The following is a 24,326-nucleotide window of genomic DNA, read 5'->3' as shown; positions in this document are numbered from 1 at the left end:
GGAGTGCACCGGTCCCGCCGAGACCGGGTCGTGAGCGGGTCCCGGCTGCGTCCGGCCGATCCCGGGCAGCAGCGGACTCTCAGGCAGGCCGCGCTGTGCTACGCGGCGCACGGATGGCCGGTTGTGCCGGCCGCTTTCTTCGACGGCACACGGTACGCCTGCGTGCAGGCGGACTGCGTGCAGGACGGTCCGCATCCCGTGTGGCGCCTGTGGCAGGGGCGCGCCAGCACCGATGCCGACGTCGTGGCCAGCTGGTACCGGCTTTTCTCGTTCGCCGTCGCGCTGCCGACCGGCGTGATCTTCGATGTCGTGGAGATTCCCGAGCCGGCCGCGGTTCGCGTGCAGGACGCACTCGTCGAGCACCGCACACCCACCCCGATCGCGGTGTGGCGGGAGCGCGGCGTGCGCCTGTTCTGGGTGACCCCCGGACTACAGCCCGACAATCGACTCGGCGCGCTGAACGCCCGCATCCGCGGCGAGGGCGCCTGGGTTCCCGCCCCGCCGACCCCGACCAGACGCGGCCCCATGCACTGGTCGCTCCCGCCCGAGCAGTCCGAGTGGGCCATCCTGTCCCACGCCGACCTGACAGCGGCCCTCGACGCTCTGAATTAACCCTCTCCCCACCCAACGCCACATGTGCGCCACATGTCGTCTTCGATGCCACATGTGCGCCACATGTGGTCCCAGATGCCGAATGTGGCGCACATGTGGCGAAACGGAGTGGGTGGCCAGCGGAACCGTGTGTGATCAGGGGGTTTTGTCAATTGCACGATGGGGGAATTTAGTTGCTCGGGGGAGGGACCGAGAGGCTGTACGCGGTGTTACTGAACCCCCGATCGAATGATGTTCCGGCATCGAATCGGTAACCGTTCTGGCGGTGCTTCGCGACCGTGACCGGGCCGTAGGTTCACTCGCCATGACCGCCCCCACTGGATGCCCGGTCGCCGACGGACACGCCTCCGAACCGGGTGACATCAGGGCCGAGGCCGAGGAGTTCCTCCGGCTGTTCCACGGCGAGCACCCCAAGACCGGTCCCGTCGCGCCACGGCTGCAGCAGGTGCTGGCCGAGATCGACGAGACCGGCACGTACCGGCACACCGAGGGCGAGCTGGCGTTCGGCGCCCGGGTGGCGTGGCGCAACAACGCGCGTTGCATCGGGCGGCTGTACTGGCAGAGCCTGCGGGTCCGGGACATGCGCAAGGTCCGGGACGCGGCGACGGTGGCGGCGCAGTGCGCGGAGCACCTGCGCTCGGCCACCAACGGCGGCCGGATCCGGCCGACCGTCACGGTCTTCGCGCCGGACACGCCGACGCAGCCGGCCCCGCGGATCTGGAACGAGCAGCTCATCCGGTACGCCGGCTACTGGGACGCCGAGACCGGCGCGGTGATCGGCGACCCGCGGTACCTGGAGTTCACCGAGGAGGTGACCCGGCTCGGCTGGCAGCAGCCGGCCCAGCGCACCCGCTTCGACGTGCTGCCGCTGGTGGTGGAGACGCCCGAGGACGGCATCACGCTGCACGAGCTGCCGCGGGCCGCTGTGCACGAGGTGGAGCTCAGCCATCCCGAGCACAACTGGTTCGCGGGGCTGGGGCTGCGCTGGCACTCGGTGCCGGCGATCAGCAACATGCGCCTGGCCATCGGCGGCGTCTCGTACCCGGCCGCGCCGTTCAACGGCTGGTACATGGGCACCGAGATCGGGGCCCGCAACCTGGCCGACCAGGACCGGTACGACCTGATCGGGGAGGTGGCCGAGCGGCTCGGCCTGGACACCTCCAACGACCAGACGCTGTGGCGGGACCGGGCGCTGGTGGAGCTGAACCGGGCGGTGCTGCACTCGTTCACCCGGGCCGAGGTGACGATCACCGACCACCACACCGAGTCCGCCCGCTTCCTGACCCACCTGAGCAAGGAGGAGGACGCCGGCCGCAAGTGCCCGGCCGACTGGAGCTGGATCGTGCCGCCGATGTCCGGCGCGCTGACGCCGGTGTTCCACCGCTACTACGACACCGAGCAGCTGCGCCCCGAGTACGTGCTCGACGAGGACGCGCGGCTACGCGGCACGACCGCCGCGCCGCGGGCGTTCCCGGAGCCGGTGGCCGCCGTGCCGCCGAAGCTGCCGCGGATCCGGCGGCTGAGCTGGTTCACCCGCCGCACCCCCGTCCCCGTGCCCTGAGTTGTGTTCGGGCCGCCGATGTCACTACCGTGATCGTCATCGCGGTTGAGAAACCAGCCGCAAGCTCCACGCGAGGCGCGGAAACGCGCCCGGGCTTGCGCTCGCTGGCGGCCGTTTCCCGGCCTCGCGCTGTGCTGACGACGGCGAGAGGTGCGGGACCCAGACATGGCGAGATCGACAGTGGGGCGGGCGTGACCGTCGCACCGCCATCGGATTCGGACCGGCTGCGCGCGCGGGTCGCCGAGCTGGAGAGCGAGATCGACGGCCTGCGGCGCGCGCTGCGCACCAGGACCGTGATCGCCCAGGCGACCGGGCTGCTCGCGGCCGTCGGGGAGCACGCGCCGCAGCAGGGTTTCCAGCTGCTGGTCGAGCTTTCCCAGCAGTACAACGTCAAGTTGCACACGCTGGCCCGGCAGGTGGTGGACCTGGCCACGGAGCTGGGCCCCCGCCGCGCCGCCACGCTCGTCGGCGCCGGGCAGGGTCCGGAGCTGGTGGACGCGACGGGCTCGCTGGTGGAGGGCGCACAAGGCGCTGCTGGCGGCCGAGGGCACGCCCCGAGTGGGAGCGGCGACGGGACGACGTGGTGACGGCCAGCAGGCTGTTGTGCGAGCGCCTGCTGGCCGCCGAACACGACTAGGGCTTGGGCAGGGCGCAGCCGGCCTTGTTGAGGTTGATGGTGTTGCCGGTGTCGACGCAGGTGTTGATCAGGTACGTCTCCTCGGCGTAGCCGACACCCTTGTGCACGGTGACGTTGCCGGCGGCGTCAACCTCGCACGGGTTGTCCAGGGTGCAGCGCTCGCCGCTCTCGTTGATCGTGTTGTTCACGGCCACGACCGCGCCGGTGGAGGCGTCGACCACGGGCGAGCCCGAGGTGCCGCCGATGACCTCGCAGCCGGGCGTGCTGTAGCGCACGGAGTCCTTCCACACCCAGTTGTCCTCGTGCAGCTGGGTGACGAAGCCGTCGACCCGGCAGGAGTAGATCTTCTTCCAGTAGCCGGAGACGACCCGGATCGACGCGCCGGCGGTGGGGTGCGCGGCCGACAGGGTGAGCGGCTTGATCCCGTACTGGGACTGGATCTGGGCGTACGTGCTGGTGAGCTGGTAGATCGTGACGTCGGTGTCGGTCATGGTGGCGTAGGCCAGCTTGCTGGCCCGCAGGGTCGCCACCGTGCTCTGGCCGTTGGCCGAGAGCAGGCTGAACGTCCGCGAGGAGGCCCGGTTGACCAGCACCTCGCCCGGGTCGAGGAAGCCGCCCTCGTAGCAGTGGCCGTTGGACAGCACCAGCGCCTTGTCGTTCACGCTGGCCGACGGCGGCTTCACCACCGAGCCGGAGCAGTTGCTGAGCTTCACCGTGCCGGTGAAGTCGACGGCCGCGGCAACAGGCGCGGCCTGCGCGGTCGGGGCCAGTGCGGCCGCCAGGAGCGCGACGGCGGCGAGGTACTTGAGCATGGAAGTTCCTCTCTCGCAGGGAACTCCACTTCAGCGTGTGCTGAGCATGGCTCGCTACCGTCGATCGGAGGTTTCCGCCAGGATCGCGTCGTTGAACGGCGGCCAGACCTCGGTGGCCCACTGGTCGAAGGGCCGGTCGGTGAGCGCGACGGCCGCCAGCCGCGCCTCCGGGTCGACCCAGAGGAAGGTGCCGGCCGCGCCGAAGTGGCCGTAGGTGCGGGGCGAGTTGTGGCCGCCGGTCCAGTGCGGGCACTTGGCCGAGCGGATCTCGAAGCCGAGCCCCCAGTCGTTGGGCCGCTGATTGCCGAAGCCGGGCAGCACGCCGTCGAGGCCGGGGAAGACGACGCTGGTCGCCTCGGCCAGCGTCTCCGCCGCGACGAGCGTCGGCGCTTGCAGCTCGGTGGCGAAGTGGATCAGGTCGGCGCAGCTGGCCTCCGCGCCCGAGCCGGCCGGGCCGACCAGCCTGGCGGTGCTCATCTTCAGCGGCTCGAAGACGGCTTCGGCCAGGTACTGCGGGAACGCGATGCCGGTGGCGTCCTGGATGGCGGCAGCCAGCACCTCGAAGCCGGCGCTGGAGTAGACCCGGCGGGTGCCCGGGGCGGCGACGGTCTGGTGGTCGTCGAAGGCCAGGCCGGAGGCGTGGGCGAGCAGGTGCCGGATCGTCGCGCCCTCGGGGCCGGCCGGCTGGTCCAGCTCGACGGCCCCCTCCTCGACGGCGATCAGCGCCGCGTAGGCCACCAGCGGCTTGGTCACCGAGGCCAGCGGGAAGACGTGGTCGAGCGGGCCGTAGGAGCCAAGGACCGTGCCGTCGGCGTCGACCACGGCCACCGCCGCGTGCTCGGCCGACCAGGTGTCGATCATCGACAGCGAATTCATGGCGGCCAGCGTAGTTGACTAGGGTGGCCGGCCATGGACCTCGCTCACCCGTCGACCACCGCCGAGTGGTCGGAATTCCTGGGCGGCGCCGGACACCCGCCGGCCGCCGAGGAGGACGTGCTCGCCGCCGAGCAACGGCTCGGAGTGCGACTGCCGCCCGGTTACCGGAACTTCCTGTTGGCCAGCAACGGCTTGAGCGCGGACGTCTTCGCCGTCGACCTGCTGCCGGCCAAACAGATCGGCTGGCTGCGGGAGACCGAGCCCGAGCTGCTGGCCGCCTGGTCCACGCCGGACATGGACTTCTTCGCCGACCACGCGGCAGTCCTGGCGCAGTGCCTGCTCATCTCCCTCGACGACGGCGGCGCCGGGCACTACCTGTTCCTGCATCCCGGGGACGGCGAGTGGACCGCGTACGAATGGTGGCCGGGCGACGGCGAGGACCCCAGCCCGCACGAGAACTTCGCCGCCATGGCCGTGGAGTTGTGGGAGGGCGAGCGTTAGCCCTTCCACCCGTATTGATGCTCGGGGCGTCCGGTGAGGCCGTAGCGCAGGCTCATCGTGGCGGTGCCTTCCTGGGCCAAGGCGGCCAAGTAGCGCTGGGCGGTCGCGCGGGCGATGCCCAGCGTGGTGGCGATCTCGGCCGCGGAACACGGCCCGTCGGCGGCCCGCAAAGCGTCCGACACGAGCTTGGCGGTCACCGGTGACTGGCCTTTGGGGGCGTGCGGGTGGTCGCCGTCGTGCAGGGTCCTGATCGCGCGGTCGATCTCCTCCTGGGTCAGGGCCCGGCCGGCCGGCGACAGCTGGTTGTGGAAGCGGGCGTAGGCCAGCAGCCGCTCCCCCAACTGCTCGGCAGTGAACGGCTTGACCAGGTAGTTCAGCGCCCCGGCGGTGATCGCGGCCCGCACCGCGGCGGCGTCGGAGGCGGCCGTGAGCATGATCGTGTCGACGGAGATCTCGACCAGCAGCTCCAGCCCCGACCGGTCGGGCAGATAGGTGTCCAGCAGCACGAGATCCGGCCCCAGCTCGGCGATCATGGCCGACGCCTCGGCGGCGGTGCGGGCGGAGCCGACCACCACGAAGCCGGGCACCCGGTCGGTGAACGCCGAATGCACCTGGGCGACGCGGAAATCGTCCTCCACGACCAGAACGCGGATCACCCGGACACCTCCACAACACCGTTCACGCCAGCACCTCCGGCAAGTTGGCGGCGAACACCGCGCCATGGTCGGGGCCGCCGGGATCGGCCAGCCGCACGTCGCCGCCCAGCGCCCGCGCCGCCTGCCGGGTCAGCGCCAGCCCGAGGCCGTGACCCGGAGTGTCCTTAGTGGACACGCCTTCGAGGAACGCTGTGTCCCGCAGGCGTTCCGGGACGCCGTCGCCGCTGTCGACCACCGACACGTGCAGGGTCGACCCGTCGGCGACGAGGTCCAGCTCCACCCGCGCCGGGCGGCGAGCGCCCAGACGCGCGGCCTCCACGGCATTGTCGACGAGGTTGCCCAGCACGGTCGTGACCTCGACCGGGGCGATCACCTTCGTCGGCACCCAGCTGGCCTCGCCGACCTCCAAGGTCACACCCTTCTCGGCCGCCGCAACGCTTTTCGCCGACACGAAGGCCTGAAGATAGGGATCCGGCACCGCCGCGGGACCCAGCGGGATCACCGGCGTGGTCGACAACGCCTGGAGGTAGTCGACGGCCTCGTTGTGGTGACCGGTCTGGAGCAGCCCGGACAGGGTGTGCAGCCGGTTGGCGAACTCGTGTTGCTGCGCCCGCAACGCATCGGTCAGCCGGTGCACGGAATCCAGTTCCCGGGTCAGGGTTTCCAGGTCGGTCCGGTCCCGCAGCGTCAACACCGTGCCGAGGTTGATGTCATCCCGCCGCACCGGGCGTGAGGTCGCCACGAGCACCCGATCTCCGGCCACGGCAATGAGATTGTCCACCGGTGTGCCGTCGGAGACCGCCTCGACGATGCGGGCCGGCAGCTCCAAAGTGGACAGCGGTGTGCCCGGAGACGGTGCACTGCCGAGAAGTCGGGCCGCCTCGTCGTTGCAGACGGACACGCGGCCGGCCGGATCCACCGCCAGCACGCCTTCGCCGATCCCGTGCAGCACGGCCTCCCGCTGCTGCACCAACTCCGACAACTCGGACGGCTCCAGGCCCAAGGTTCGCCGCTTCAGCAGGCGGTTCAAGAGCGCCGACCCCGCCACGCCCACGGCCAGGGCGCCGACCAGCCCGAGCGCGCACCACGCCAGCGCGAGCAGCAGGGAGTCCCAGATGGTGCTGGCGTCGAAGCCGACGCTGACCTCGCCGACGATGGCCCCGGTGTGGTCGCGCAGCGGCACCTTGCCCCGGGCCGAGTAGCCGAGCGTGCCGGTGTCCATGTTGGCCACCTCCTTGCCGGCCACGACCTCGGTGAAGTCGGTGCTGACCAGCTCGCCCACCTCGTCCGGGTTGGGGTGCGCGTAGCGGATCCCTTTACGGTCGGTGACCACCACGAACAGCGCCCCGGTGCGGATGCGCACCGCCTCGGCGCGGATCTCCACCAGGCCGCTGGAGTCGGCCGCGGCGACGGCGTCGCCGACGTCGGGGTTGGCCGCGACCGATTGGGCCACGGCCAGCGCCCGTGCTTTGTACTGGCCGGTCAGGTTGTCGTACAGCAGCCACCCGACCAGGGCGAACCCCACTCCGACGACCAGCACGACCACGCCGATCTGAAGCAGCAGCACCTGCCGGGCGAACCGCATCCGGGGCGGCGCCATGGCCGGACCCTACGCCGCGAACCCCCGTGAGCAGAACGTGCGAAACACGGTTAACGCGCGATGGGCGGACAAGCGCGACAAGGCTTCGCACGGTGGCCGCGGCCACCTACGGTCCTGCGCCAGCAGACATAAGGAGCTGGCCAATGACGACCGGACCCGTCATCGAGCTGCGGGCGGCGACCAAACGCTTCCGCGGCGCGACCGGCGGCGTGCACACCGCCGTCCGAGAACTGACCCTGTCCGTGCAGCCCGGCGAGTTCGTGGCGGTGGTCGGTCCCACCGGCTGCGGCAAGTCCACGACCCTGTCGCTGGTCTCCGGGCTCGAACCGCCGTCCAGCGGCATCGCCCTCGTGCGCGGCGAGCCGGTGCTGGGCATCCCCGAGGGCATCGGCTACATGTTCCAGAACGACGCCGTGCAGCCGTGGCGCTCGGTGCTGGACAACGTGGCCGCCGGACCGCGCTACCGCGGCGCGTCCAAGGCCAAGGCCCGGGAGAAGGCCCGGGTCTGGGTGGAGAAGGTCGGGCTGGCCAAGTTCGCCGGCTACTACCCGCACCAGCTGTCCGGCGGCATGCGCAAGCGCGTGGCCCTGGCCGCGACCCTGGTCAACGAGCCGTCGATCCTGCTCATGGACGAGCCGTTCAGCGCCCTGGACGTGCAGACCCGGGCCCTGATGCAGGACGAGCTGCTCCGCCTGTGGTCGGGCACCAACGCCGCCGTCGTCTTCGTCACGCACGACCTGGACGAGGCGATCGCGTTGGCGGACAAGGTGATCGTCATGACGGCCAGCCCGGCCACCGTGAAGTCCACGTTCGACGTGCACCTGCCGCGGCCGCGGCTGGTGGAGGAGATCCGGATGACGCCGGAGTTCCAGTCCGTGTACCGGGAGATCTGGGAATCGTTGCGGGAAGAGGTGGACAAGGCCCGTGAGCGCAGTGTCGTTGCCAGCTGAGACGGAGGCGATCCCGGCGCGGGAGCTGACCGGCGCGGCCCGGGCGGCTCGCAACCGGCGGCTCAAGGTGTGGTCGATCCGGGTCGTGCTGGTGGCCGTGTGGCTGGGCAGCTGGGAGCTGGCCGCCACCTACTGGATCGACCCGTTCTTCTACTCCAAGCCCAGCGAGGTGTGGGCCAAGCTGGTCGACTGGTTCACCGTCGGCACCAGCCAGGGCTCGATCTGGACGAACATCGCCGCCACCATGCAGGAGGCCGTGATCGGCTTCCTGATCGGCGCGCTGGCCGGCATCGTGCTCGGTGTGCTGCTGGGCCGCAGCCCGCTGCTGTCGGACATCTGCGCGCCGTTCATCAAGGCCCTCAACGCCGTGCCCCGCATCGTGCTGGCCGCGCTGTTCGTGATCTGGTTCGGCCTCGGTATGCAGTCCAAGATCGCGACGGCGTTCATCCTGGTGTTCTTCGCCGTGTTCTTCAACGCCTTCCAGGGCGCCCGCGAGGTGGACCGCAACCTCATCAACAACGCCCGGGTGCTGGGCGCCAGCCGGTTCCAGGTGCTCATGACCATCGTGCTGCCCAGCGCCACCTCCTGGATCCTGGCCTCCCTGCACTCCGCCTTCGGCTTCGCCCTCATCGGCGCCGTCGTCGGCGAGGTCGTCGGCGCCGAGACCGGCCTCGGCCTGCTGATCTCCCGCTCCCAGGGCAACTTCGACACCCCCGGCATCTACGCCGGCATGATCGTCATCACCGTGCTGGCCCTGCTGGCCGAGGCGATCCTCACCGCACTCGAGAAGCGGCTGCTCAAGTGGCGGCCGACCGCGGCCCACGAGCAAGGAGCCCAACTGTGAACCTGCGTACCCCTGTCACGCTGGTGCTGGCCGCGGCGACCGTGCTCGGCCTGGCGGCGTGCCGTGACTCCCGCACGGACTCGGCCACGGCCGGCGGCACGGACCATGTCCGGATCATGGTCGGCGGCATCGACAAGGTCATCTACCTGCCGGCCAAGCTGGCCGACCAGCTGGGCTACTTCAAGGAGCAGGGCATCACCGTCGACCTGGCCACCCAGCAGGCCGGAGTGAACGCGGAGAACTCGCTGATCTCCGGCGACGTGCAGGCGGTGGTGGGCTTCTACGACCACACGATCGACCTGCAGACCAAGGGCAAGTGCCTGGAGAGCGTGGTGCAGCTGGCCAACATCCCGGGCGAGGTGGAAATGGTCTCGCCGACCAAGGCCGCGGAGATCAGGTCGGCGGCCGACTTCAAGGGGCGCAGGCTGGGCGTGACCGATCTGGGCTCGTCCACCGACTTCCTCACCCAGTACCTGGGCCAGCAACACGGACTCAAGGCCGGCACCGACTACACGGAGGTGAAGGCCGGGGCCGGCAGCACTTTTGTCGCCTCGCTGGAAAACGGCCAAATTGACGCCGGCATGACAACGGACCCCACGGTGGCCCAGCTGGTGTCCACCGGCAAGGGCAAGGTGCTGCTGGACATGCGCACCGAGGAGGGCACGAAGGCGGCGCTGGGCGGGCTGTATCCGGCCAGCTCGCTGTACATGAGCTGCGACTACGTCAAGGCGCACAAGCCGGTGGTGCAGAAGCTGGCCAACGCCCTGGTCAAGACCCTGAAGTTCATCTCCTCGCACTCCGGGGCCGAGATCGCCGCCAAGATGCCGGCCGACTACGCGGGCAGCGACAAGGCCCTGTACGAGAAGGCCGTCGGCGACACCAAGTCCATGTTCAACAGCGATGGCAAGATGCCCTCGGCCGGGGCGGAGAACGTGCTCACCGTGCTCAGCCAGTTCTCCCCGAACGTCAAGGGCAAGAAGGACAGCGTCCGTCTCACTGAGACCTACACCACCGAATTCGTGGACCAGGCTTCGGCCTGAGCCCCTTCAGCCCAGGACTTGACCGGCCGACTAGCTTATGGAGAGTCGTGACGTACCAAGCGGTAACTCCGCTCGGCGCACTGTCGGCTCAATCCTGGGGTGCAAGGAGGATCGGTGGTACGCGCGTTGGTGGCTTCATCGGCCTGCGCGGTCGGCGCCTCGGCCATCGTCGGTGTGTTACTCGGCGCCTACCTTCACGAGCTGGACGCGAACGCGGCGACGCCGCCGTCGACGGTGTCGTCCGTGCCGGCCACGGTGAGCACGAAAGTGTCCACCCTGGTCGTCACGGTGACGGCGTCGACGACCGCGTCGTCCACCACGACGACGTCGGCCGGCGAGACCGAGTCGCATCCGAAGACCACCCCCCACACCGGCCCGCCGCCCACGACCCGGACGACCCAGCCGCCGCCCACGACCACCACCGCGCCGGGGCTGCCCATCCCGACCACCACGAGCTGTCACTGGCTCTGGTGCTGATCTCGCACTCACGCGACGGAAACCGATCGGAAACAGCCGGCAGGCAGGCTGGGCCGCATGGCCACTTCGACTTGGCGGCTGCGGGTGCGGCTGACCGACAGCCCGGGTGTGCTGGCCCGGCTGACGGTCCGGCTGGCCGCGCAGGACTGCAACGTGCTGGCGCTGACCGTCCTGCCCGTGCCCGACGGCGTGGTCGACGAGCTGGTCGTCACCGCGCCGGACGCGTTGCGCCCGGCCGATCTCGTCGACCTGCTGCGTGCCGAGGGCGGCCGACAGGTGTCGATCACCGCCGCGTCCGTGCACGACCTGGTCGATGAGCGGGCCGCCACCCTGCGCGCGGTCGGCCGGGTGCTGGCCGAGCCGATGGAGTTGGCGGCGTCGCTCCGTTCGCTACTGGGCGCGGATTCCGTCCAACCGGTGACGCCCGGCCCGGAAATGACCGGCTGGGGTGTGTCCGCGATCGACGATCACCAGTTCGTGGTCGCCCTTCCGGGTGGCGGAGCCCTGCTCGTGCGCCGAGCGTGGGCAGCTTTCACCGACACCGAGTTGGCGCGGGCCTTCTCGTTGCTGGAGACGCTGGAGGCGGCCGGGCGATTTGTCGCCGAACCACGGGCCGTCGTCACGTCCGACGGAGCCGGCCTCGTGTTGCGGATCGGGCGGCCGTCCGATGCCGACGACCTCGCCGCCCTGCACCGGCGGTGCTCGATGCGGACGCTGTTCGCCCGCTACCACGCCGGCATGAGGACCGTGCCCAGGCGCTGGCTGCACCGACTGCTCAGCCCGCCGCGTGGCGCCACCCTGCTGGCGATGGCCGGCTCGGACGTCGTCGCCGTCGGACAGCTGATCGGGATGGCCGATCCACGGCGGGCCGAGGTGTCGCTGCTCGTCGAGGACGGCTGGCAGCGGCGGGGAGTGGGCGCCGCACTGCTGTCGCAGCTGGCTTTCATGGCGCGAGGCGAGGGGTACGAGGAGCTCGTCAGCTGGTGCCTGCCGACGGAGGCCGCGCTGCCCCGAACGGCCGCGCGGGCCGGTCTGGACGTGCGACAGTCTGTGGAGGACGGTTTGCTCAGAGTCGCGATGCCGGTCAGCAAAACCGGTTCAGTTCGGCGTGTGAGCGCTTCCACGGAGCAACTGCGGCGTTAAGCTTCTTGACGAAAGCCGCCGCCTGTCGTGGCGGCCCGTGAGGAGCAGACGTGGTCGTGCAGCGTCCGAACGCCCGTCCCACTCTCGAGGACGTGGCGGCCAGGGCCGGTGTGTCCAGGGCGACCGCGTCCCGGGTGCTCAACGGCTCGCCCAAGGTGAGCCCGGCTGCGCTGGAGTCGGTCAACTCGGCCGTGCTGGAGCTGGGCTACCAGCCCAACCAGGCGGCCCGCACGCTCGTCACGCGGCGCACCGGGGCGGTGGCCGTGTTGATCTCCGAGCCCCAGCCCAAGATCTTCAACGACCCCCACTTCGCCGGGCTGGTCAAGTACTCGGCGGTGGCGCTGGGGGCCCGCGACTCGCAGATGGTGCTGGTGCTCGTGCACACGCCCGAGGACCAGCTGCGGGCCCAGCGCTTCCTGGCCGGCGGGCACGTGGACGGCGCGCTGCTGTTCACCCCGCACCAGGACGACCCGCTGCCGATCCTGGTCCGCAAGCTGGCGCTGCCCGTGGTGTTCGGCGGCCGGCCGTGGGGCTCCCTGCGCGGCCTGCACACCGTGGACAACGACAACGAGAACGGCGCCGCGATGGCCACCCGGTACCTCGGCGAGCGGGGCTGCCGCCAGGTCGTCAGCATCACCGGCCCCAACGACGAGCTCGCCGCCACCGACCGCCTGGCCGGCTTCCGCGCCGCCACCGGGGCCGACGACCGCCGGCTGGCCGAGATCACCGAGGGCGGTTCCTTCAGCCGTGAGGGCGGCGAGCGGGCTATGACCGCCCTGCTGGCGCGGGTGCCCGATCTCGACGGTGTGTTCGCGGCCAACGACCTCATGGCCGCCGGTGCCATGGCCGCCCTGCGGGCGGCGGGAAAGCGCGTTCCACAGGATGTCGCCGTGGTCGGCTTCGACGACGACGAGTCCGTCGCCCCGCACACCGAGCCGCCGCTGACCTCCGTGCGCCAGGACATAGGCCGTCAGGTGCAGGCCATGGTGGACCGGCTGTTCTCCCTCATCCGCGGCGAGGAACCCCGGCAGCGGCACCAGCTCCTGCCCGTGGAGCTGGTGCACCGCAACTCCGCCTGACCACGCCTCAGCAGTGGTCGACCATCCTCTCGACGAGCACGGGAATACGCTGGCCGGCCGGCGCGGGAACATCCACAGTGGAGGGCTACCAGCCGACCGGCAGGCCGTGCACGCCGTAGATCTGCATGTTGGTCCGCAGCTTCACCTCGTCGGCGGGGACGGCCAGCTTGAGGCCCGGGAAGCGTTGCAGCAGGCCCTTGAAGCCGGCGCGCATCTCGATGCGGGCGAGCTGCTGGCCGAGGCACTGGTGAATGCCGTGGCCGAAGGGCAGGTGGCCGCGGCCCTGGCGGCGGAGGTCGAGGGCGTCGGGGTTGTCGAAGTGCCGGGGGTCGCGGTTGGCGGCCAGCAGTGAGACGACGACGGTCGAGCCCTGCGGGATGGTCTCGCCGCCGAGTTCGAGGTCCTCACTGGCGTAGCGGTAGAAGATGTCGCCGACGGACAGGTAGCGCAGGAGCTCCTCCACCGCGTCGGGCATCAGCTCCGGGTCTTCACGCAACGCCGCCAGCTGGTCGGGGTGCTCCAGGAGCGCGAAAGTGCCCAGTGCCAACATGTTCGCGGTGGTCTCGTGGCCGGCGAGCAGCAGCAGGAAGCCGATGCCGACCAGTTCCTCGATGGACAGGTCCTCGTCGCGGGCCAGGTCGGACAGGATGTCCTCGCCCGGCTCGGCCCGCTTGCCGACGACCAGCTGGGCCAGGTAGCCGGTCATCGCGCCGTAGGCCGCCATCTTCTCCTCCAGCGTCTGGTCCCGGACCAGGAACTGGGCCGAGCTGCCCTGGAAGGTCTCCCGGTCGGCGTAGGGCACGCCCAGCAGCTCGCAGATCACGAGCGACGGCACCGGCAGCGCGAACTCCTTGACCAGGTCGACCGGCGGCGTCAGGCGGGCCATCTCGTCCAGCTGCCGTTGCACGATCTCGGCGATGCGCTCCTCCAGCATCTTCATCCGCTTCACGGTGAAGGCGCCGATCAGCTTGCGCCGCAGGCGGGTGTGGTCCGGCGGGTCCATCGCGATGAACAGCCCCGGCGGGGTCGGCGAGGGCTCGGTCGGCATCGGCATGCCCGAGTTCTCGTACGGCTCGTGCAGCACGCCGATGTCGCCGCGGGAGCTGAACCTGGTGTCCGCCATGAGTTGTCGGACCTCCTCGTAGCCCGTGACGAGCCAGCCCTGGTGCCCGTCGGGAAAGGCCATCGGGCTCACGGGCCGGGTCTCGCGCAGGCGGGTGATGTCGCTGGGCGGGTTGAAGGGGCCGGCGTCACGCGCGGTCGGCAGGCCCTGCGGAATCGTCTGGCTCATCGGATTTTCCTTACGTGGTGGGGTTTTTCGGGCAGCGTCCAGCCCGGGAACCACTGGTGTCCCTGGGGTTGCTCAGATCTCCAGGCCGGCGGCCCGCATCTTGCGTTCGATCAGCTCGGTCAGCCGGGTCCAGGCCGGCCGCTGCGCCTTGCGGTGGCTGGTGAGCACCCGGTGCCGGGCGGCGCCGTCGGGCCGGTCCTGGAGCCCGGGCAGGCTGGGCAGCAGGGTCCGATCCGTCTTGAGCAGCTCGACCAGCTCGTCGGCGATCGCCTCAAGCCGGGGATCCTCCGGGTCCCAGTCGCCGGTGCGCATGCTGAGCTGGGTCAGCCGGAGGTACTGCGGGTTGCCCAGGCCGCGTTCGACCTGGGCGATGTAGTCGTCGAAGCTCTCCGGGACCAGGGCCCGGACCAGTAGGAAGGCCTCGCGGGCGGTGTCGACCTCCTCGGCCGTGAAGCCCAGGCTGGCCGCCGTGTCCAGCAGCTCGCACGCCCGCTCCGGCAGCAGCAGCCGGTCCCCGCTGGCCAGCTTGCGCAGCGTGTCCCGGCGTTCGACCAGGTCGTCGATCCGCACGGTGAGCTGCTTCTCCACGTCGACCAGCGCCTCGGCGAAGCGGTCCGGGTCCGCCGCCAGCAGCGCCCCGATCTCCGCCAGCGCCACCCCGGCCGCCGCCAGCGTCCGCACCTGCACCAGCCGCAACAGCTCCTCCGAGCCGTAGCGCCGGTAGCCCGAGCTGTCCCGTCGCGGCTCCTCGACCAGCCCGTGCTTGTGGTAGTGCCGCACCGTCTTGATCGTCACGCCGGCAAACGCCGCCGCCTGCCCGATGGTCAGCCCCCGCATGCCCCCATCCTGAACCCTGCCCCAGGGTCAAGGTCAATCCATGCCCCCCGCAAGATGCTCCCGCTCAGCGTCACACCGAAATGCCGAATCCGTTTCACACATTCGGTGTGACGCCAGGGAAGCGCGCTGACCAGCGCAGGAATGGCCTGGCCTGGGACAAATCTGGGACGGTGGTCGACGTCGAGCTCATATAGGCAGTGGCGAGGGCCCCGGTGCATATGCCCGGGGCCCCTCGGAACTACCGCGCTTGCTCAGCCCACCTGCGGCCCACGGCCAAGAGCAGGGCCCGAGCATCGTCACCTGTGATCGCCACCGACCACAACCGGTCGGCGAGCCGCTCATAGATGGCGACCTGCTCAGGATCCGTCTCCCGGTCTTCGCCCGTGACCTTCTCTGCGAGGGCAACGTCATCGACGATCCAGAAGCCGTGCGGAAGCAGGTGTGGCAGCGGCCGGTACGCCGGCAGCAAGCCGATACGGATACCGGGAAGGCTGGTCGCTGACACCAGCCGATCGACCTGAGCGACCATCTGCGCCGGCGTGCACACGGGGTGCAAGAGCGCAGCCTCGGCGATCAGGATGTCGATCCTCTTCGAGGAGTCGTACAGCATCTGCTGCCGTTGCATCCGCACGGCGACCGTCTCGTCGATGTCGCCGGCAGGGACTTCAAGTAGGTCAGCCTGGGTGGCGAAGATGGCACGTGCGTAGGGGTCAGTCTGGAGCGGGCCAGGCACGGCCATGAGGTCGACAATTCGGATTGTGGTCGCGGTCTGCTCGTCGACGAGATCTTGCCGCTGGCGCTCTCGGTGGCCGGAGCGGAGTTGCCGCCGCCAGGCCAGCTGCTTCAACCGTAGGTCGCGCAGCTGCTGGCGGAGCTGGGCCGCCGCCGCATCGGGCACCGCGAGCGCGCCGAGGATGTCGATCAGGTCCGAGTCGGTGGCAGTCTGCTTGCCACGCTCGATCTTGCTCACCTTCGATGGATGCCAGCCGAGGCGGCTGGCGAGGTCCTTACCGTCGAGGCCGCCCCGCTCGCGCAGACGGCGCAGGTTGTCGCCGAACTCAAGCCGGGCGGCCTCGAAACTGCTCACGTACCCCTCGATCACGCTCTGGTGTCGTACTCCCCGAATTCCACGGCATGATCCCATGCCGTTGCTCGGATTGCGCAGAAGGTATCCAGCTCGGCGGCCGCGTCGAGCAACCGAGCACCGATGACCCGGCCCTGGTCGAAGTCGAGCAGGACGACCTGGCGATCGTCGAGGATGTAGAAGTCGGCGGCGCCGAGCTCAAGTTCCGCGGCGACCGCCGCAGGTAGCAGTCGGATGTCTTCGCCGGCGGCGAGGGCCGGCTCGGTGATCACGTCGAGCTGCCACCGCAGGTAGTCGGTGAGCGGATCCGTCAACACCCGCACGCGCTCGAATCGCTTGCCGGCTGCGACTTGCTTGGCGATCCACTCAGGCCAGTCCGCGAACCAGTCGAGCGTGGGCAGCGGGTCACCGTCTGCCAGCCACTGCGCCAGCAACTCGCCTTCGTCCGGCTCGTCGTACCAGCCCCGCAGCTCCAGCCGCCATGCCGACCGCTCGAAACGAGCGAGCAGGGCCTGGAAGCCCAAACGGTCAAGCTGCTGCGCCATCAGCCCAGGTCGCGGATCCGCGCGACCAACGCGGCTGGGATTTCAATGGCCGTCTCATGGTCCGGCAGGCCTCGCTCGGAGAGCGCGGCCAGAGCTTCGGCGTCGTCGATTCGCCAGCCTTGCACCACGTACGTACCGCGGTCCGTGGTGAAGAACGACGGACAACCGCTCTTGCCGGACTCGGTGGCCAGGTGTGTCAGCTTCACGTGTGTGGCTCCTTCGTCGATACGGCGGTGCCGCTGCGGGTCCTGGCCATTCAACTAGGCGACGCGCATGCGCACGTGTCCTCCAATCGAGTGGACATGCAGGGTTGATTGCTTGAATTGCTTGTCTGATTGCTCGACATGGCGCAGGGTTACGTCTCCGCCGCTGGACGCCGAGGGAGACATCGTGGACGACCCGCTGCCCGCTGTGATCACGTGCTGCTGCCTGGTCGGCCTCGCCTCGCTGCTTCCCCTCATGTCCGTTCTGCGGCGGCTTTACTGGTCCGACTGGGTGCAGGAATTCGTAATGCGCTGGACGGGCGAATCACGCCTCGTTATGACGGCCTGGGGGCCGTCGATTGCCCCCCGCAGGCCCCGGGTGCGTTGCACCAGGGGAGCCCTGGCCGGCGGCCACCGCACCGGTATCTCAGCACCGGCGGCGCCCTCCCTCCCCGGAGATGGCGCCACGCGGGCCGATGCCGCCCTGCCTGGTGCCGCGGTGGGGCAGGGCGGCCCCCCACTCGCGGCGGTGGCGCAGGGACCCCGACACCGCGCCGTCGCCGTGTACCAACCGGGAGGTGCGTCGTGCTGATCCTGTGCGACCGGGAGACCGGCGAGCCTTACGTCATCGAGGTCGCGTCGCCCGGGACGTCGATCGCCGTTGTGGACGTCAGCGACTTCCACGTGACGGTGGAGTTTGCCCCCAAGCATGGAGGGGTCGCCGTGCGACTGGTTATGGACTACGAGGCGGCCGGCCGCATGGCCGCCGTCACCACCGAGGCCATCCGCCCGCGGCCCGATCTCGACGCGCTGCGGTCGCTGCCGCTGTCGCACGACGCCCGCTGCGACTGTGGCAGTTGCCCACTGCGCCCGGTGCCCGCCGGCGACGAAGACAGTCCCGACAAATGATCTTCCGCCGGGTCGTCAATGCCTCTCACCCCGTGACCCTTTCACCCTGGGGCTGAGGCCAGGTGCAGCGCTCAGACGCGGTGGGGACCGCGCCTGCTGCACCTGCGGCCTGGCGGATCTCCCTGCCCTGAACTGAGGTTGGACCGCACGTGAGCATCGAGGACCTCCGGGCCCGGCTGATCGGCATCGTCGATCGCCTGCCTATGGAACAGCTGCTGCTGGTCGGGAACGTGTTCAACGAATGCATCCTGGACCTCGCGATGGCTGGCGACGGCAGCGCCGACCTCGAGGAGATCCGGCACTTCGTCGCGAACACGGTCGGCGAGGCCATGACGAAGGCCGAGGACACGATGCGCGAGGCACAGTCCCGCCTCAGCCTCTACGCGGCGCTGCTGTGAGCGCACATCACCGAGAGGATCGACAGTGAGACTCCCCGTCATCGTCTACGCCTACGGCGACACCCCCACCGTGCTGCACGTGGACTGCACGCTGGACCAGGCGGCGTTCAACGATCCCGAGCTGGTCAGGAGCAACCTCGCTGAGACGCTCTCCACGCCCGGCATACTGAAGGCCGGACTGGTGGTCGTCGAGGTTCCCGACGACGCCGTTCTCCCGTTCCTCACGGGTGGCCCGAGGGTCGACGTGCGCCTCCGACCTTCTGTTTCGGTCGGCCAGTGGAAAGCCGATCAGCGTATGGAACTTCAACTACCACCTGGCGAAGGCCTCCCAGCGTGCTTGCGTGCCGCGTGCGAGCGGCTACCCGGTCCGGCGCGGCGCCGCGACACGCATCGGCCGAGGGGGCATGAGCATCTTCAACTTCTCCCGGATGTTCGGCTGGAGTGACATCCAAATCGCCTGGTCCTACGTCCAGCCCGACGTCCGCGAGAAGCTCCTTGTGGCGATGGGCGTTACGCGCGAGCAGTGGGTGGTCCCAGGTGGCCCCGAAGCTGGGACACCACCTGGGACAGACCTGAACTCGCCCACACTCGCAGAGACTGCAATACATGATCTTCCGCAGGCCGGGTGAGCAGGCACGATGTTCATCGAGACTCGCACACGCTCGCAGAGGCTCACAAACGGAAAACCCCAGGTCGGCTCCCCTTCACAACATTCGGTGTGACTGTGGGCGGGACTCGCGGGGGTTCAGACGGCGACGGCCGCCGGGTGGGTGTTCTCGGTGACCATCAGCGGGAGCTCGGGGTAGTCGATGCTCAGGCGGAGCATGAGCTCGGCGAAGGCCTCGCCGAGGGGCTCGCCGAACGGCGGGGCCAGCAGCCGCGCGCCACGCAGGCCGGGGTGGCCGCCGCCGGTGACGGCGAGGGGGTCCTCGGTGGGGATGACGCGGGCGGGCCCGTAGTAGGCGACGCCGTACCAGTCGACCGGCTCGGCGATGACGTCCAGGTCGCCGGGCAGCACCACGTCGTCCCACGTCCCGAGCCAGGCGGTGTCGGCGAGGACGTCGACGGGGTAGCCACGGCCGAACAACGGATCCAGGAAGAAGCGGTTGCGCAGGCCGTCGACCCGGCGGAAGGCGGCGGTGTGCACGTGATCGTCGCGGTCGACGACGACGGTGGTGAGGTTGAGGACGATCGACACCTCGTGCTCGGGGGCGCGCTCGCGGACGACGGAGACGGCGAGGCCGTGGGCGAGCAGGAGGTGGTGCGCGGCGCGCAAAGCGTCGACGGCGTCGTGCGCGTGGCCGAGGAACGCGGCGCGCGACGGCTCGTCGAGAGTGGTCCACAGCCGCACACGGTCGCCCAGCGCTGCGTGCACGGCCGTGGTGTAGTCGGCGAACCGGAGGGCCGTCTCACGGTTCGTCCAGCCGCCGGCCTCGTCCAGCGACTGCGGCAGATCCCACTGGTACAGCGTGGCGATCGGGGTGACGCCCTTGTCGAGCAGGCTGTCGACAAGGCGGTCGTAGTACGCCAGGCACGCGCGAGGCGCGGGGCCACGTCCTTCGGGCTGCACACCCGCCCAGGCCACCGGGAAGCGGTAGGCCGGCCGGCCGAAGCCGGCGAAGGTGTCCCAGCAGCCGTCGGCGGTGGCGGCGACCGTCCGGCTTCTGCCCATCGTCCGTCCTCCTCGACAGCCAACTGGGTGAGAGCGCTCTCACCATGACCGTGACTGCGCTCACTGTCAAGGCGTTGACAAGAAAGCGCTGGTAGTCGCAACCGAGCCGGTACCATGACCGACGGTGACGAGAGGAGGTGGTCGTGGTGAGTACCGACGGAAGTAGTCGCAGTTCCACGGCCGCCCGGCGCATGGTCTGACCAGTGCCGCGTGGCCCTCGCCCACGCGCTCCGGGAGTTCCGTCATGTCCAGGATGACGCACGCGGTCGCCGCGACGCTCACCGAACTGTCCGCCATGGACGCCGACACGCTGGTCCGCCACCTCGGCGTCAGTCCGGCCGGCCTCACCACCCTCGAACGCAACGCCCGCCTGGCCCGGCACGGCCGCAACCGCGTGGCCGGCGCCGACGGTCCCCATTGGACGGTGCGGCTGCTGCGCTGCCTGCGCGGCCCGTTCGTCGGCCTGCTGCTGGGCCTCGACCTGGTGCTGGCGTTGACCGCCAACACCGCCGGGGCCATCACCGTCGGCGTGATGGTGCTGGTCAGCGTGCTGCTGCGGTTCGCCCAGGAATACCGCTCCGACCTGGCCGCCAAGCGTTTGCGCGCCCTCGTCGCCACCACGGCCACCGTCGCGAAGCGGGGCAGCCGCTCGCCGCGGCGGTTCGCCGACCCGCTGGGCTCGGTCACCACCGAGCTGCCGGTGGAGCTGCTGGTGCCGGGCGACATCGTGCACCTCAAGGCCGGCGACCTGGTGCCGGCCGACTGCCGGCTGCTTGTCGCCACCGACCTCGTCGTCGAGCAGGCGACGCTGTCCGGCGAGTCGTTGCCGGTGCGCAAGACCGTGACGACCGGCCGGATCGCCGGCAACGTGCTGGACTCGCCGGTTTTCTGCTTCCTCGGCTCCACTGTGGTCGGTGGCTCGGCCACGGCGGTGGTCGTCGGCACCGGCCCGGCCACCTACCTCGGCTCGCTGGCGCAGCGGCCTTCCCGCGCCGACCGCGACCCCGACGCCGGGATGCGCTCGGTCGGCTGGACGCTGATCCGGTTCACGCTGGTGTTGGCCCCGATCGTGCTGGTGGTCAGCGGCCTCACGCACGGCGACTGGTCCGAGGCGGCGCTGTTCGCGGTGTCGGTGGCGGTCGGCCTGACGCCGGAGATGCTGCCGGTGATCGTCGCCGCCAACCTGGCCCGGGGCGCCGTCGAGCTGTCCCGCCAGCAGGTCATCGTGAAGCGGCTGCGGGCCGTGCACGAGTTCGGGCAGATGGACGTGCTGTGCGTGGACAAGACGGGCACGCTGACCGACGACCGCATCGTGCTGGCCGATCGCACCGACGAGCGCACGTTGGAGCTGGCCTACCTCAACTCGGCGCTGCAGACCGGCCTGCGCAACCCGTTCGACCAGGCCGTCATCGCCGCCGTGGAGCACCCGCTGATCCTCGAAGCCGGCTGGCGGCTGGTCGACGAGCTGCCGTTCGACCACGACCGCCGCCGTATGTCGGTGATCGTCCGCGACACCGAGGGCCGGCACCTGCTGGTCACCAAGGGCGCCGTCGAGCACGACGCCGCCGCCGGTGGAACCCGCGTGCTCGGCTTGTGGTGCAAGGAGATCGAGGCCCGCGAGATCTACCAGCTGTCCGACGAGGACGGCGCCGAGCTCGTCGGCCACCTCTTCTTCCAGGACCCGCCGAAGGAGTCCGCGGGCCAGGCCGTCCGGCAGCTCCAGGCGCTGGGCGTCGAGATCGTCGTCGTCACGGGCGACAACGAGGCGGTGGCCCGCAAGGTGTGCCGGGACATCGGCATCCCCGAGGCCACCGTGCACGCCCGCGCCACGCCCGCCCGCAAGGCCGAGATCGTCCGCGAGTTGCAGAAAGCCGGCCACACCGTGGGTTTCCTCGGCGACGGCGTGAACGACGCCGCCGCCCTGCGCGAGGCCGACCTGGCGATCTCCGTCGGCGCCGCGCTGCCGGTCGCCCGCGACACCGCCGAGGTCATCCTGCTGCGCAAGGACCTCACCGTGCTCACCCGGGGCGTGCTGGCCGGCCGGCGGACCTTCGCCAACACCATGAAGTACGTGAAGCTGACCGCCAGCTCCAACTTCGGCAACGTGCTCAGCGTGCTGGCGGCCGCCGTCTTCCTGCCGTTCCTGCCCATGCTGCCCGTGCAACTGCTCGTCCAGAACCTGGCCTATGACATTGCTCAACTGGCGATCCCGTGGGATGGCGTGGATCGTGAGCAGGTGAGCTCCCCTCGCAAGTGGGCCGGCGGCGACCTCGCCCGGTTCATGCTCCTGGTCGGCCCGCTCAGCTCCCTGTTCGACATCGTCCTGTTCGCCGTCATGCGCGACTACGGCCCGGCGGCCTTCCACAGCGGCTGGTTCATCGAGGGATTGCTGTCCCAGCTGCTGATCGTGCACGTCATACGCACGCAGCGACGCTCCATGGCCAGCCGCCCGGTGATCGTCGCGACCGTGATCACCGCCGCGGTCGGCCTGGCCCTGCCGTTCACGGGACTGTTCGGACTGGTTCAGCTGCCGGCCGTCTACTTCGGGTGGCTGGCCGCCGTGATCCTGGGCTACTGCGCGCTCGTGCAGGCCGTGAAGACCCGCTACGTCCGCAAGTTCGCCACCTGGCTCTGAGGAATTCTCATGAACACCCTGGAGATGTCGCTGCGCCTTCTCGCGGGCGTCGGCCTGGGCTCGGCGATCGGCTTCGAGCGCCAGTACCGGGCCCGCATGGCCGGCCTGCGGACCAATGCCCTGGTGGCCGCCGGCGCCACGCTGTTCGTGCTGCTGTCCGGGTACGGCTTCGACTCCGTGCCCGGGCACGCCAGCGCCGACCCGACCCGGGTCGCCGCGCAGATCGTGTCCGGCATCGGCTTCCTCGGCGCCGGCGTGATTATGCGTGACGGCCTGAACGTGCGCGGCCTCAACACCGCCGCCACCCTGTGGTGCTCGGCCGCCGTCGGCGCGCTGGCCGGGGCCGGGCTGTACGAGCCGGCGATCGCCGGCACGGTCGTGGTGCTGGTGGCCAACGTGGTGCTGCGCTGGGTCGGCCGGGTGGTCGACCGCACCCCGGCCTCCGGCGAGGAGACGACCACCTCATACACCTTCATGGCCGTCACCAAGGATGACGCAGAGGCGCACATCAGGGCGCTCCTGGTGCAGTCGATGACCGGCACTTCGTTCCAACTTCAGTCCGTGTCCAGTCGTAACAGCTCCGTGGACGGCTACGTCGAAGTGCGCGCCGACCTGCTCACCGACAGCCGTGACGACAAGCAGATGGAGTCCGCGGTGTCGCGGCTGAGCATGGAGCCGCAGGTGACCAGCGTCCGATGGACGGCGCGGGCCACCCGGAACGGTGCTTCCCGGGACGACGACTGATCGGCATTGGTAGGGTCACGCGTCGGCGGGGGCCGGCTTCGAGACGGGGGTACCCATGGGCCTGATGGACAAGATTCGTGGCGAGTTCATCGACATCATCGAGTGGACCGACGACAGTCGGGACACGATCGTCTGGCGGTTCCCCCGCCACGACAACGAGATCAAGATGAACGCCAAGCTGACCGTGCGCGAGTCGCAGGCGGCGGTCTTCGTCAACGAGGGGCAGATCGCCGACGCGTTCCCGCCCGGCATGTACACGCTGCAGACGCAGAACATGCCGATCCTGTCGACGCTGAAGGGCTGGAAGTACGGCTTCAGCTCGCCGTTCAAGGCGGAGGTCTACTTCGTCAGCACGCGGCAGTTCACCGACTTCAAGTGGGGCACGCAGAACCCGATCATCCTGCGCGACCCCGAGTTCGGCATGGTCCGGCTGCGGGCCTTCGGCGGGTTCTCGGTGCGGGTGGTCGACCCGCCGGCCCTGCTGCGCGAGCTGGCCGGCACCGACCCGCAGTTCCGCACCGAAGAGGTCGGCGAGTACATCAAGAGCATCATCGTCAGCCGGCTGGGCACCGCCCTGGCCACGGCCGGCGTGCCGATGCTCGACCTGGCCACTCAGCAGGGCACCATCGGCGACCGGCTGGCTCCGGCGCTGAGCCAGGAGCTGGCCTCGGTCGGCCTGTCCATCCCCAAGTTCGTCATCGAGAACATCTCGCTGCCGCCCGAGGTCGAGGCCGCGCTGGACAAGCGCACCCAGATGGGCATCGTCGGCGACCTGAACCAGTACACCCAGTTCCAGACGGCCAACGCGATCGGCGACGCCGCCAACAACCCCGGCGGCGCGGGCGAGGGCCTCGGCGTCGGCCTCGGCATGGCGCTGGGGCAGCGCGTCGGGCAGCAGTACCAGCAGCCTTATCCGCAGCAGCAGCCCGGCTACGCCACCCCGCCCCAGGGTTACCAGCAGCAGGGCTACCAGCAGGCTCCCCCGCCGGCCGGCCCGCCGCCGCTGCCGCAGCAGACCCAGTGGTACGTCGGCGCCAACGGCCAGCAGCTCGGCCCGTTCGACCAGAACGGCCTGCACCAGCAGGTGGCTTCCGGCACGCTGACGCCGCAGTCCCTGGTGTGGCACCAGGGCATGGCGCAGTGGACGCCGGCCGCGCAGGTGCCGGAGCTGGGGACGCTGTTCGGCGCCACCCCGCCGCCGCTGCCCCCGCAGGGCTGAG

The 24,326-nt window shown here is 70.2% G+C and carries 26 protein-coding genes; 15 read left to right on the top strand and 11 right to left on the bottom strand.

Annotation, left to right across the window (positions count from 1 at the left end):
* The first annotated feature begins 30 nt into the window (after positions 1–30).
* The 3 genes from KUTG_RS36180 to KUTG_RS54290 all read left to right on the top strand — a co-directional run bounded on the left by KUTG_RS36180 (position 31) and on the right by KUTG_RS54290 (position 2,760).
* Positions 31–612, top strand: coding sequence for a bifunctional DNA primase/polymerase (locus KUTG_RS36180; protein WP_043723261.1), 582 nt, complete (start codon positions 31–33; stop codon positions 610–612).
* A 304-nt stretch (positions 613–916) separates the two neighbouring features.
* Positions 917–2,173 carry a nitric oxide synthase oxygenase gene (locus KUTG_RS36175; protein WP_063753611.1) on the top strand — a complete coding sequence of 419 codons (1,257 nt, stop codon included), beginning with the start codon at positions 917–919 and terminating at the stop codon, positions 2,171–2,173.
* A gap of 191 nt (positions 2,174–2,364) precedes the next feature.
* Complete coding sequence (locus KUTG_RS54290) at positions 2,365–2,760, top strand: ANTAR domain-containing protein (RefSeq protein WP_052395798.1); 396 nt, start codon at positions 2,365–2,367, stop codon at positions 2,758–2,760.
* A 46-nt stretch (positions 2,761–2,806) separates the two neighbouring features.
* On the opposite strand, the gene KUTG_RS36165 is transcribed toward KUTG_RS54290, so the two are convergent.
* Both KUTG_RS36165 and KUTG_RS36160 read right to left on the bottom strand, forming a co-directional pair.
* Entirely contained in the window at positions 2,807–3,622 is an 816-nt protein-coding gene (locus KUTG_RS36165; RefSeq protein ID WP_052395797.1) for a S1 family peptidase, read from the bottom strand.
* 54 nt (positions 3,623–3,676) lie between these two features.
* Positions 3,677–4,498, bottom strand: coding sequence for a serine hydrolase domain-containing protein (locus KUTG_RS36160; protein ID WP_043723259.1), 822 nt, complete (start codon positions 4,496–4,498; stop codon positions 3,677–3,679).
* 33 nt (positions 4,499–4,531) lie between these two features.
* Between KUTG_RS36160 and KUTG_RS36155 the strand changes: the two genes are divergently transcribed.
* Positions 4,532–4,999, top strand: coding sequence for an SMI1/KNR4 family protein (locus KUTG_RS36155; RefSeq protein WP_052395796.1), 468 nt, complete (start codon positions 4,532–4,534; stop codon positions 4,997–4,999).
* On the opposite strand, the gene KUTG_RS36150 is transcribed toward KUTG_RS36155, so the two are convergent.
* A complete protein-coding gene (locus KUTG_RS36150; RefSeq protein WP_043723258.1) occupies positions 4,996–5,655 on the bottom strand; it encodes a response regulator in 660 nt (219 codons plus the stop codon). The genes KUTG_RS36155 and KUTG_RS36150 overlap by 4 nt on opposite strands.
* Before the next feature lie 22 nt (positions 5,656–5,677).
* Complete coding sequence (locus KUTG_RS36145; protein ID WP_232241158.1) at positions 5,678–7,255, bottom strand: sensor histidine kinase; 1,578 nt, start codon at positions 7,253–7,255, stop codon at positions 5,678–5,680.
* Positions 7,256–7,398: 143 nt separating this feature from the next.
* On the opposite strand from KUTG_RS36145, the gene KUTG_RS36140 reads away from it, so the two are divergent.
* From KUTG_RS36140 to KUTG_RS36130, 3 genes are read left to right on the top strand one after another with little or no spacing between them, the layout of a single operon-like run.
* On the top strand, positions 7,399–8,205 hold the full coding sequence (locus KUTG_RS36140; RefSeq protein ID WP_043723255.1) for an ABC transporter ATP-binding protein: 807 nt from the start codon (positions 7,399–7,401) through the stop codon (positions 8,203–8,205).
* Positions 8,189–9,049, top strand: coding sequence for an ABC transporter permease (locus KUTG_RS36135; protein WP_369794665.1), 861 nt, complete (start codon positions 8,189–8,191; stop codon positions 9,047–9,049). The genes KUTG_RS36140 and KUTG_RS36135 overlap by 17 nt, the downstream gene beginning before the upstream one ends.
* Positions 9,046–10,089: an ABC transporter substrate-binding protein gene (locus tag KUTG_RS36130; protein ID WP_369794556.1), complete on the top strand. Its 1,044-nt coding sequence runs from the start codon at positions 9,046–9,048 to the stop codon at positions 10,087–10,089. Before KUTG_RS36135 ends, KUTG_RS36130 begins: the two co-directional genes overlap by 4 nt.
* A gap of 194 nt (positions 10,090–10,283) precedes the next feature.
* On the opposite strand, the gene KUTG_RS36125 is transcribed toward KUTG_RS36130, so the two are convergent.
* Positions 10,284–10,529, bottom strand: a complete 246-nt coding sequence (locus tag KUTG_RS36125) for a hypothetical protein (RefSeq protein WP_157494996.1) — start codon at positions 10,527–10,529, stop codon at positions 10,284–10,286.
* Positions 10,530–10,623: 94 nt separating this feature from the next.
* Here KUTG_RS36125 and KUTG_RS36120 point away from each other — a divergent pair, with 94 nt between their 5' ends.
* Entirely contained in the window at positions 10,624–11,709 is a 1,086-nt protein-coding gene (locus KUTG_RS36120) for a GNAT family N-acetyltransferase (protein ID WP_052395795.1), read from the top strand.
* 50 nt (positions 11,710–11,759) lie between these two features.
* The gene (locus tag KUTG_RS36115; protein WP_369794555.1) at positions 11,760–12,788 is read left to right on the top strand and encodes a LacI family DNA-binding transcriptional regulator; all 1,029 of its coding nucleotides are present in this window, start codon (positions 11,760–11,762) and stop codon (positions 12,786–12,788) included.
* 85 nt (positions 12,789–12,873) lie between these two features.
* On the opposite strand, the gene KUTG_RS36110 is transcribed toward KUTG_RS36115, so the two are convergent.
* The 5 genes from KUTG_RS36110 to KUTG_RS36090 form a co-directional block, all read right to left on the bottom strand.
* Positions 12,874–14,079 (bottom strand): cytochrome P450, encoded by a 1,206-nt coding sequence (locus tag KUTG_RS36110; protein WP_043723248.1) that lies wholly within the window; start codon positions 14,077–14,079, stop codon positions 12,874–12,876.
* A 72-nt stretch (positions 14,080–14,151) separates the two neighbouring features.
* Positions 14,152–14,916 (bottom strand): MerR family transcriptional regulator, encoded by a 765-nt coding sequence (locus KUTG_RS36105; RefSeq protein WP_043723247.1) that lies wholly within the window; start codon positions 14,914–14,916, stop codon positions 14,152–14,154.
* Positions 14,917–15,154: 238 nt separating this feature from the next.
* Positions 15,155–16,003 carry a helix-turn-helix domain-containing protein gene (locus KUTG_RS36100; protein ID WP_043731826.1) on the bottom strand — a complete coding sequence of 283 codons (849 nt, stop codon included), beginning with the start codon at positions 16,001–16,003 and terminating at the stop codon, positions 15,155–15,157.
* Between the two features lie 11 nt (positions 16,004–16,014).
* The gene (locus KUTG_RS36095) at positions 16,015–16,545 is read right to left on the bottom strand and encodes a DUF6879 family protein (RefSeq protein WP_052395793.1); all 531 of its coding nucleotides are present in this window, start codon (positions 16,543–16,545) and stop codon (positions 16,015–16,017) included.
* Positions 16,545–16,751 carry a hypothetical protein gene (locus KUTG_RS36090; RefSeq protein ID WP_043723244.1) on the bottom strand — a complete coding sequence of 69 codons (207 nt, stop codon included), beginning with the start codon at positions 16,749–16,751 and terminating at the stop codon, positions 16,545–16,547. The genes KUTG_RS36095 and KUTG_RS36090 overlap by 1 nt, the downstream gene beginning before the upstream one ends.
* A gap of 582 nt (positions 16,752–17,333) precedes the next feature.
* Between KUTG_RS36090 and KUTG_RS36085 the strand changes: the two genes are divergently transcribed.
* The 3 genes from KUTG_RS36085 to KUTG_RS36075 all read left to right on the top strand — a co-directional run bounded on the left by KUTG_RS36085 (position 17,334) and on the right by KUTG_RS36075 (position 18,500).
* Positions 17,334–17,657 carry a hypothetical protein gene (locus KUTG_RS36085; protein WP_043723242.1) on the top strand — a complete coding sequence of 108 codons (324 nt, stop codon included), beginning with the start codon at positions 17,334–17,336 and terminating at the stop codon, positions 17,655–17,657.
* A 149-nt stretch (positions 17,658–17,806) separates the two neighbouring features.
* Positions 17,807–18,055: a hypothetical protein gene (locus tag KUTG_RS36080; RefSeq protein ID WP_043723240.1), complete on the top strand. Its 249-nt coding sequence runs from the start codon at positions 17,807–17,809 to the stop codon at positions 18,053–18,055.
* A gap of 25 nt (positions 18,056–18,080) precedes the next feature.
* Positions 18,081–18,500, top strand: coding sequence for a hypothetical protein (locus KUTG_RS36075; protein WP_043723239.1), 420 nt, complete (start codon positions 18,081–18,083; stop codon positions 18,498–18,500).
* A 300-nt stretch (positions 18,501–18,800) separates the two neighbouring features.
* Here KUTG_RS36075 and KUTG_RS36070 read toward each other — a convergent pair whose 3' ends face one another.
* Positions 18,801–19,727 carry a family 1 glycosylhydrolase gene (locus KUTG_RS36070; RefSeq protein ID WP_052395792.1) on the bottom strand — a complete coding sequence of 309 codons (927 nt, stop codon included), beginning with the start codon at positions 19,725–19,727 and terminating at the stop codon, positions 18,801–18,803.
* A 244-nt stretch (positions 19,728–19,971) separates the two neighbouring features.
* Here KUTG_RS36070 and KUTG_RS36065 point away from each other — a divergent pair, with 244 nt between their 5' ends.
* The 3 genes from KUTG_RS36065 (at position 19,972) to KUTG_RS36055 (ending at position 24,325) form a co-directional block, all read left to right on the top strand.
* Complete coding sequence (locus tag KUTG_RS36065; protein ID WP_043723237.1) at positions 19,972–22,362, top strand: HAD-IC family P-type ATPase; 2,391 nt, start codon at positions 19,972–19,974, stop codon at positions 22,360–22,362.
* A 9-nt stretch (positions 22,363–22,371) separates the two neighbouring features.
* Positions 22,372–23,106: an MgtC/SapB family protein gene (locus KUTG_RS36060; RefSeq protein WP_043723234.1), complete on the top strand. Its 735-nt coding sequence runs from the start codon at positions 22,372–22,374 to the stop codon at positions 23,104–23,106.
* A 64-nt stretch (positions 23,107–23,170) separates the two neighbouring features.
* A complete protein-coding gene (locus tag KUTG_RS36055; protein WP_232241157.1) occupies positions 23,171–24,325 on the top strand; it encodes an SPFH domain-containing protein in 1,155 nt (384 codons plus the stop codon).
* Position 24,326: the final 1 nt, after the last annotated feature.

Source organism: Kutzneria sp. 744, from assembly GCF_000568255.1.
Taxonomy (GTDB): Bacteria; Actinomycetota; Actinomycetes; order Mycobacteriales; family Pseudonocardiaceae; genus Kutzneria.
The sequence above is the reverse complement of the archived record's forward strand: the minus strand, read 5'-3'. Positions and strand labels throughout refer to the sequence as shown.

Bases quoted from the DNA above. Each gene is read 5' to 3' on its own strand.
- KUTG_RS36175 (WP_063753611.1), top strand. From the start codon at position 917: ATGACCGCCCCCACTGGATGCCCGGTCGCCGACGGACACGCCTCCGAA.
- KUTG_RS36165 (WP_052395797.1), bottom strand. From the start codon at position 3,622: ATGCTCAAGTACCTCGCCGCCGTCGCGCTCCTGGCGGCCGCACTGGCC.
- KUTG_RS36160 (WP_043723259.1), bottom strand. From the start codon at position 4,498: ATGAATTCGCTGTCGATGATCGACACCTGGTCGGCCGAGCACGCGGCG.
- KUTG_RS36155 (WP_052395796.1), top strand. From the start codon at position 4,532: ATGGACCTCGCTCACCCGTCGACCACCGCCGAGTGGTCGGAATTCCTG.
- KUTG_RS36145 (WP_232241158.1), bottom strand. From the start codon at position 7,255: ATGGCGCCGCCCCGGATGCGGTTCGCCCGGCAGGTGCTGCTGCTTCAG.
- KUTG_RS36140 (WP_043723255.1), top strand. From the start codon at position 7,399: ATGACGACCGGACCCGTCATCGAGCTGCGGGCGGCGACCAAACGCTTC.
- KUTG_RS36125 (WP_157494996.1), bottom strand. From the start codon at position 10,529: ATGGGCAGCCCCGGCGCGGTGGTGGTCGTGGGCGGCGGCTGGGTCGTC.
- KUTG_RS36120 (WP_052395795.1), top strand. From the start codon at position 10,624: ATGGCCACTTCGACTTGGCGGCTGCGGGTGCGGCTGACCGACAGCCCG.
- KUTG_RS36110 (WP_043723248.1), bottom strand. From the start codon at position 14,079: ATGAGCCAGACGATTCCGCAGGGCCTGCCGACCGCGCGTGACGCCGGC.
- KUTG_RS36105 (WP_043723247.1), bottom strand. From the start codon at position 14,916: ATGCGGGGGCTGACCATCGGGCAGGCGGCGGCGTTTGCCGGCGTGACG.
- KUTG_RS36095 (WP_052395793.1), bottom strand. From the start codon at position 16,545: ATGGCGCAGCAGCTTGACCGTTTGGGCTTCCAGGCCCTGCTCGCTCGT.
- KUTG_RS36070 (WP_052395792.1), bottom strand. From the start codon at position 19,727: ATGGGCAGAAGCCGGACGGTCGCCGCCACCGCCGACGGCTGCTGGGAC.
- KUTG_RS36065 (WP_043723237.1), top strand. From the start codon at position 19,972: ATGTCCAGGATGACGCACGCGGTCGCCGCGACGCTCACCGAACTGTCC.
- KUTG_RS36060 (WP_043723234.1), top strand. From the start codon at position 22,372: ATGAACACCCTGGAGATGTCGCTGCGCCTTCTCGCGGGCGTCGGCCTG.
- KUTG_RS36055 (WP_232241157.1), top strand. From the start codon at position 23,171: ATGGACAAGATTCGTGGCGAGTTCATCGACATCATCGAGTGGACCGAC.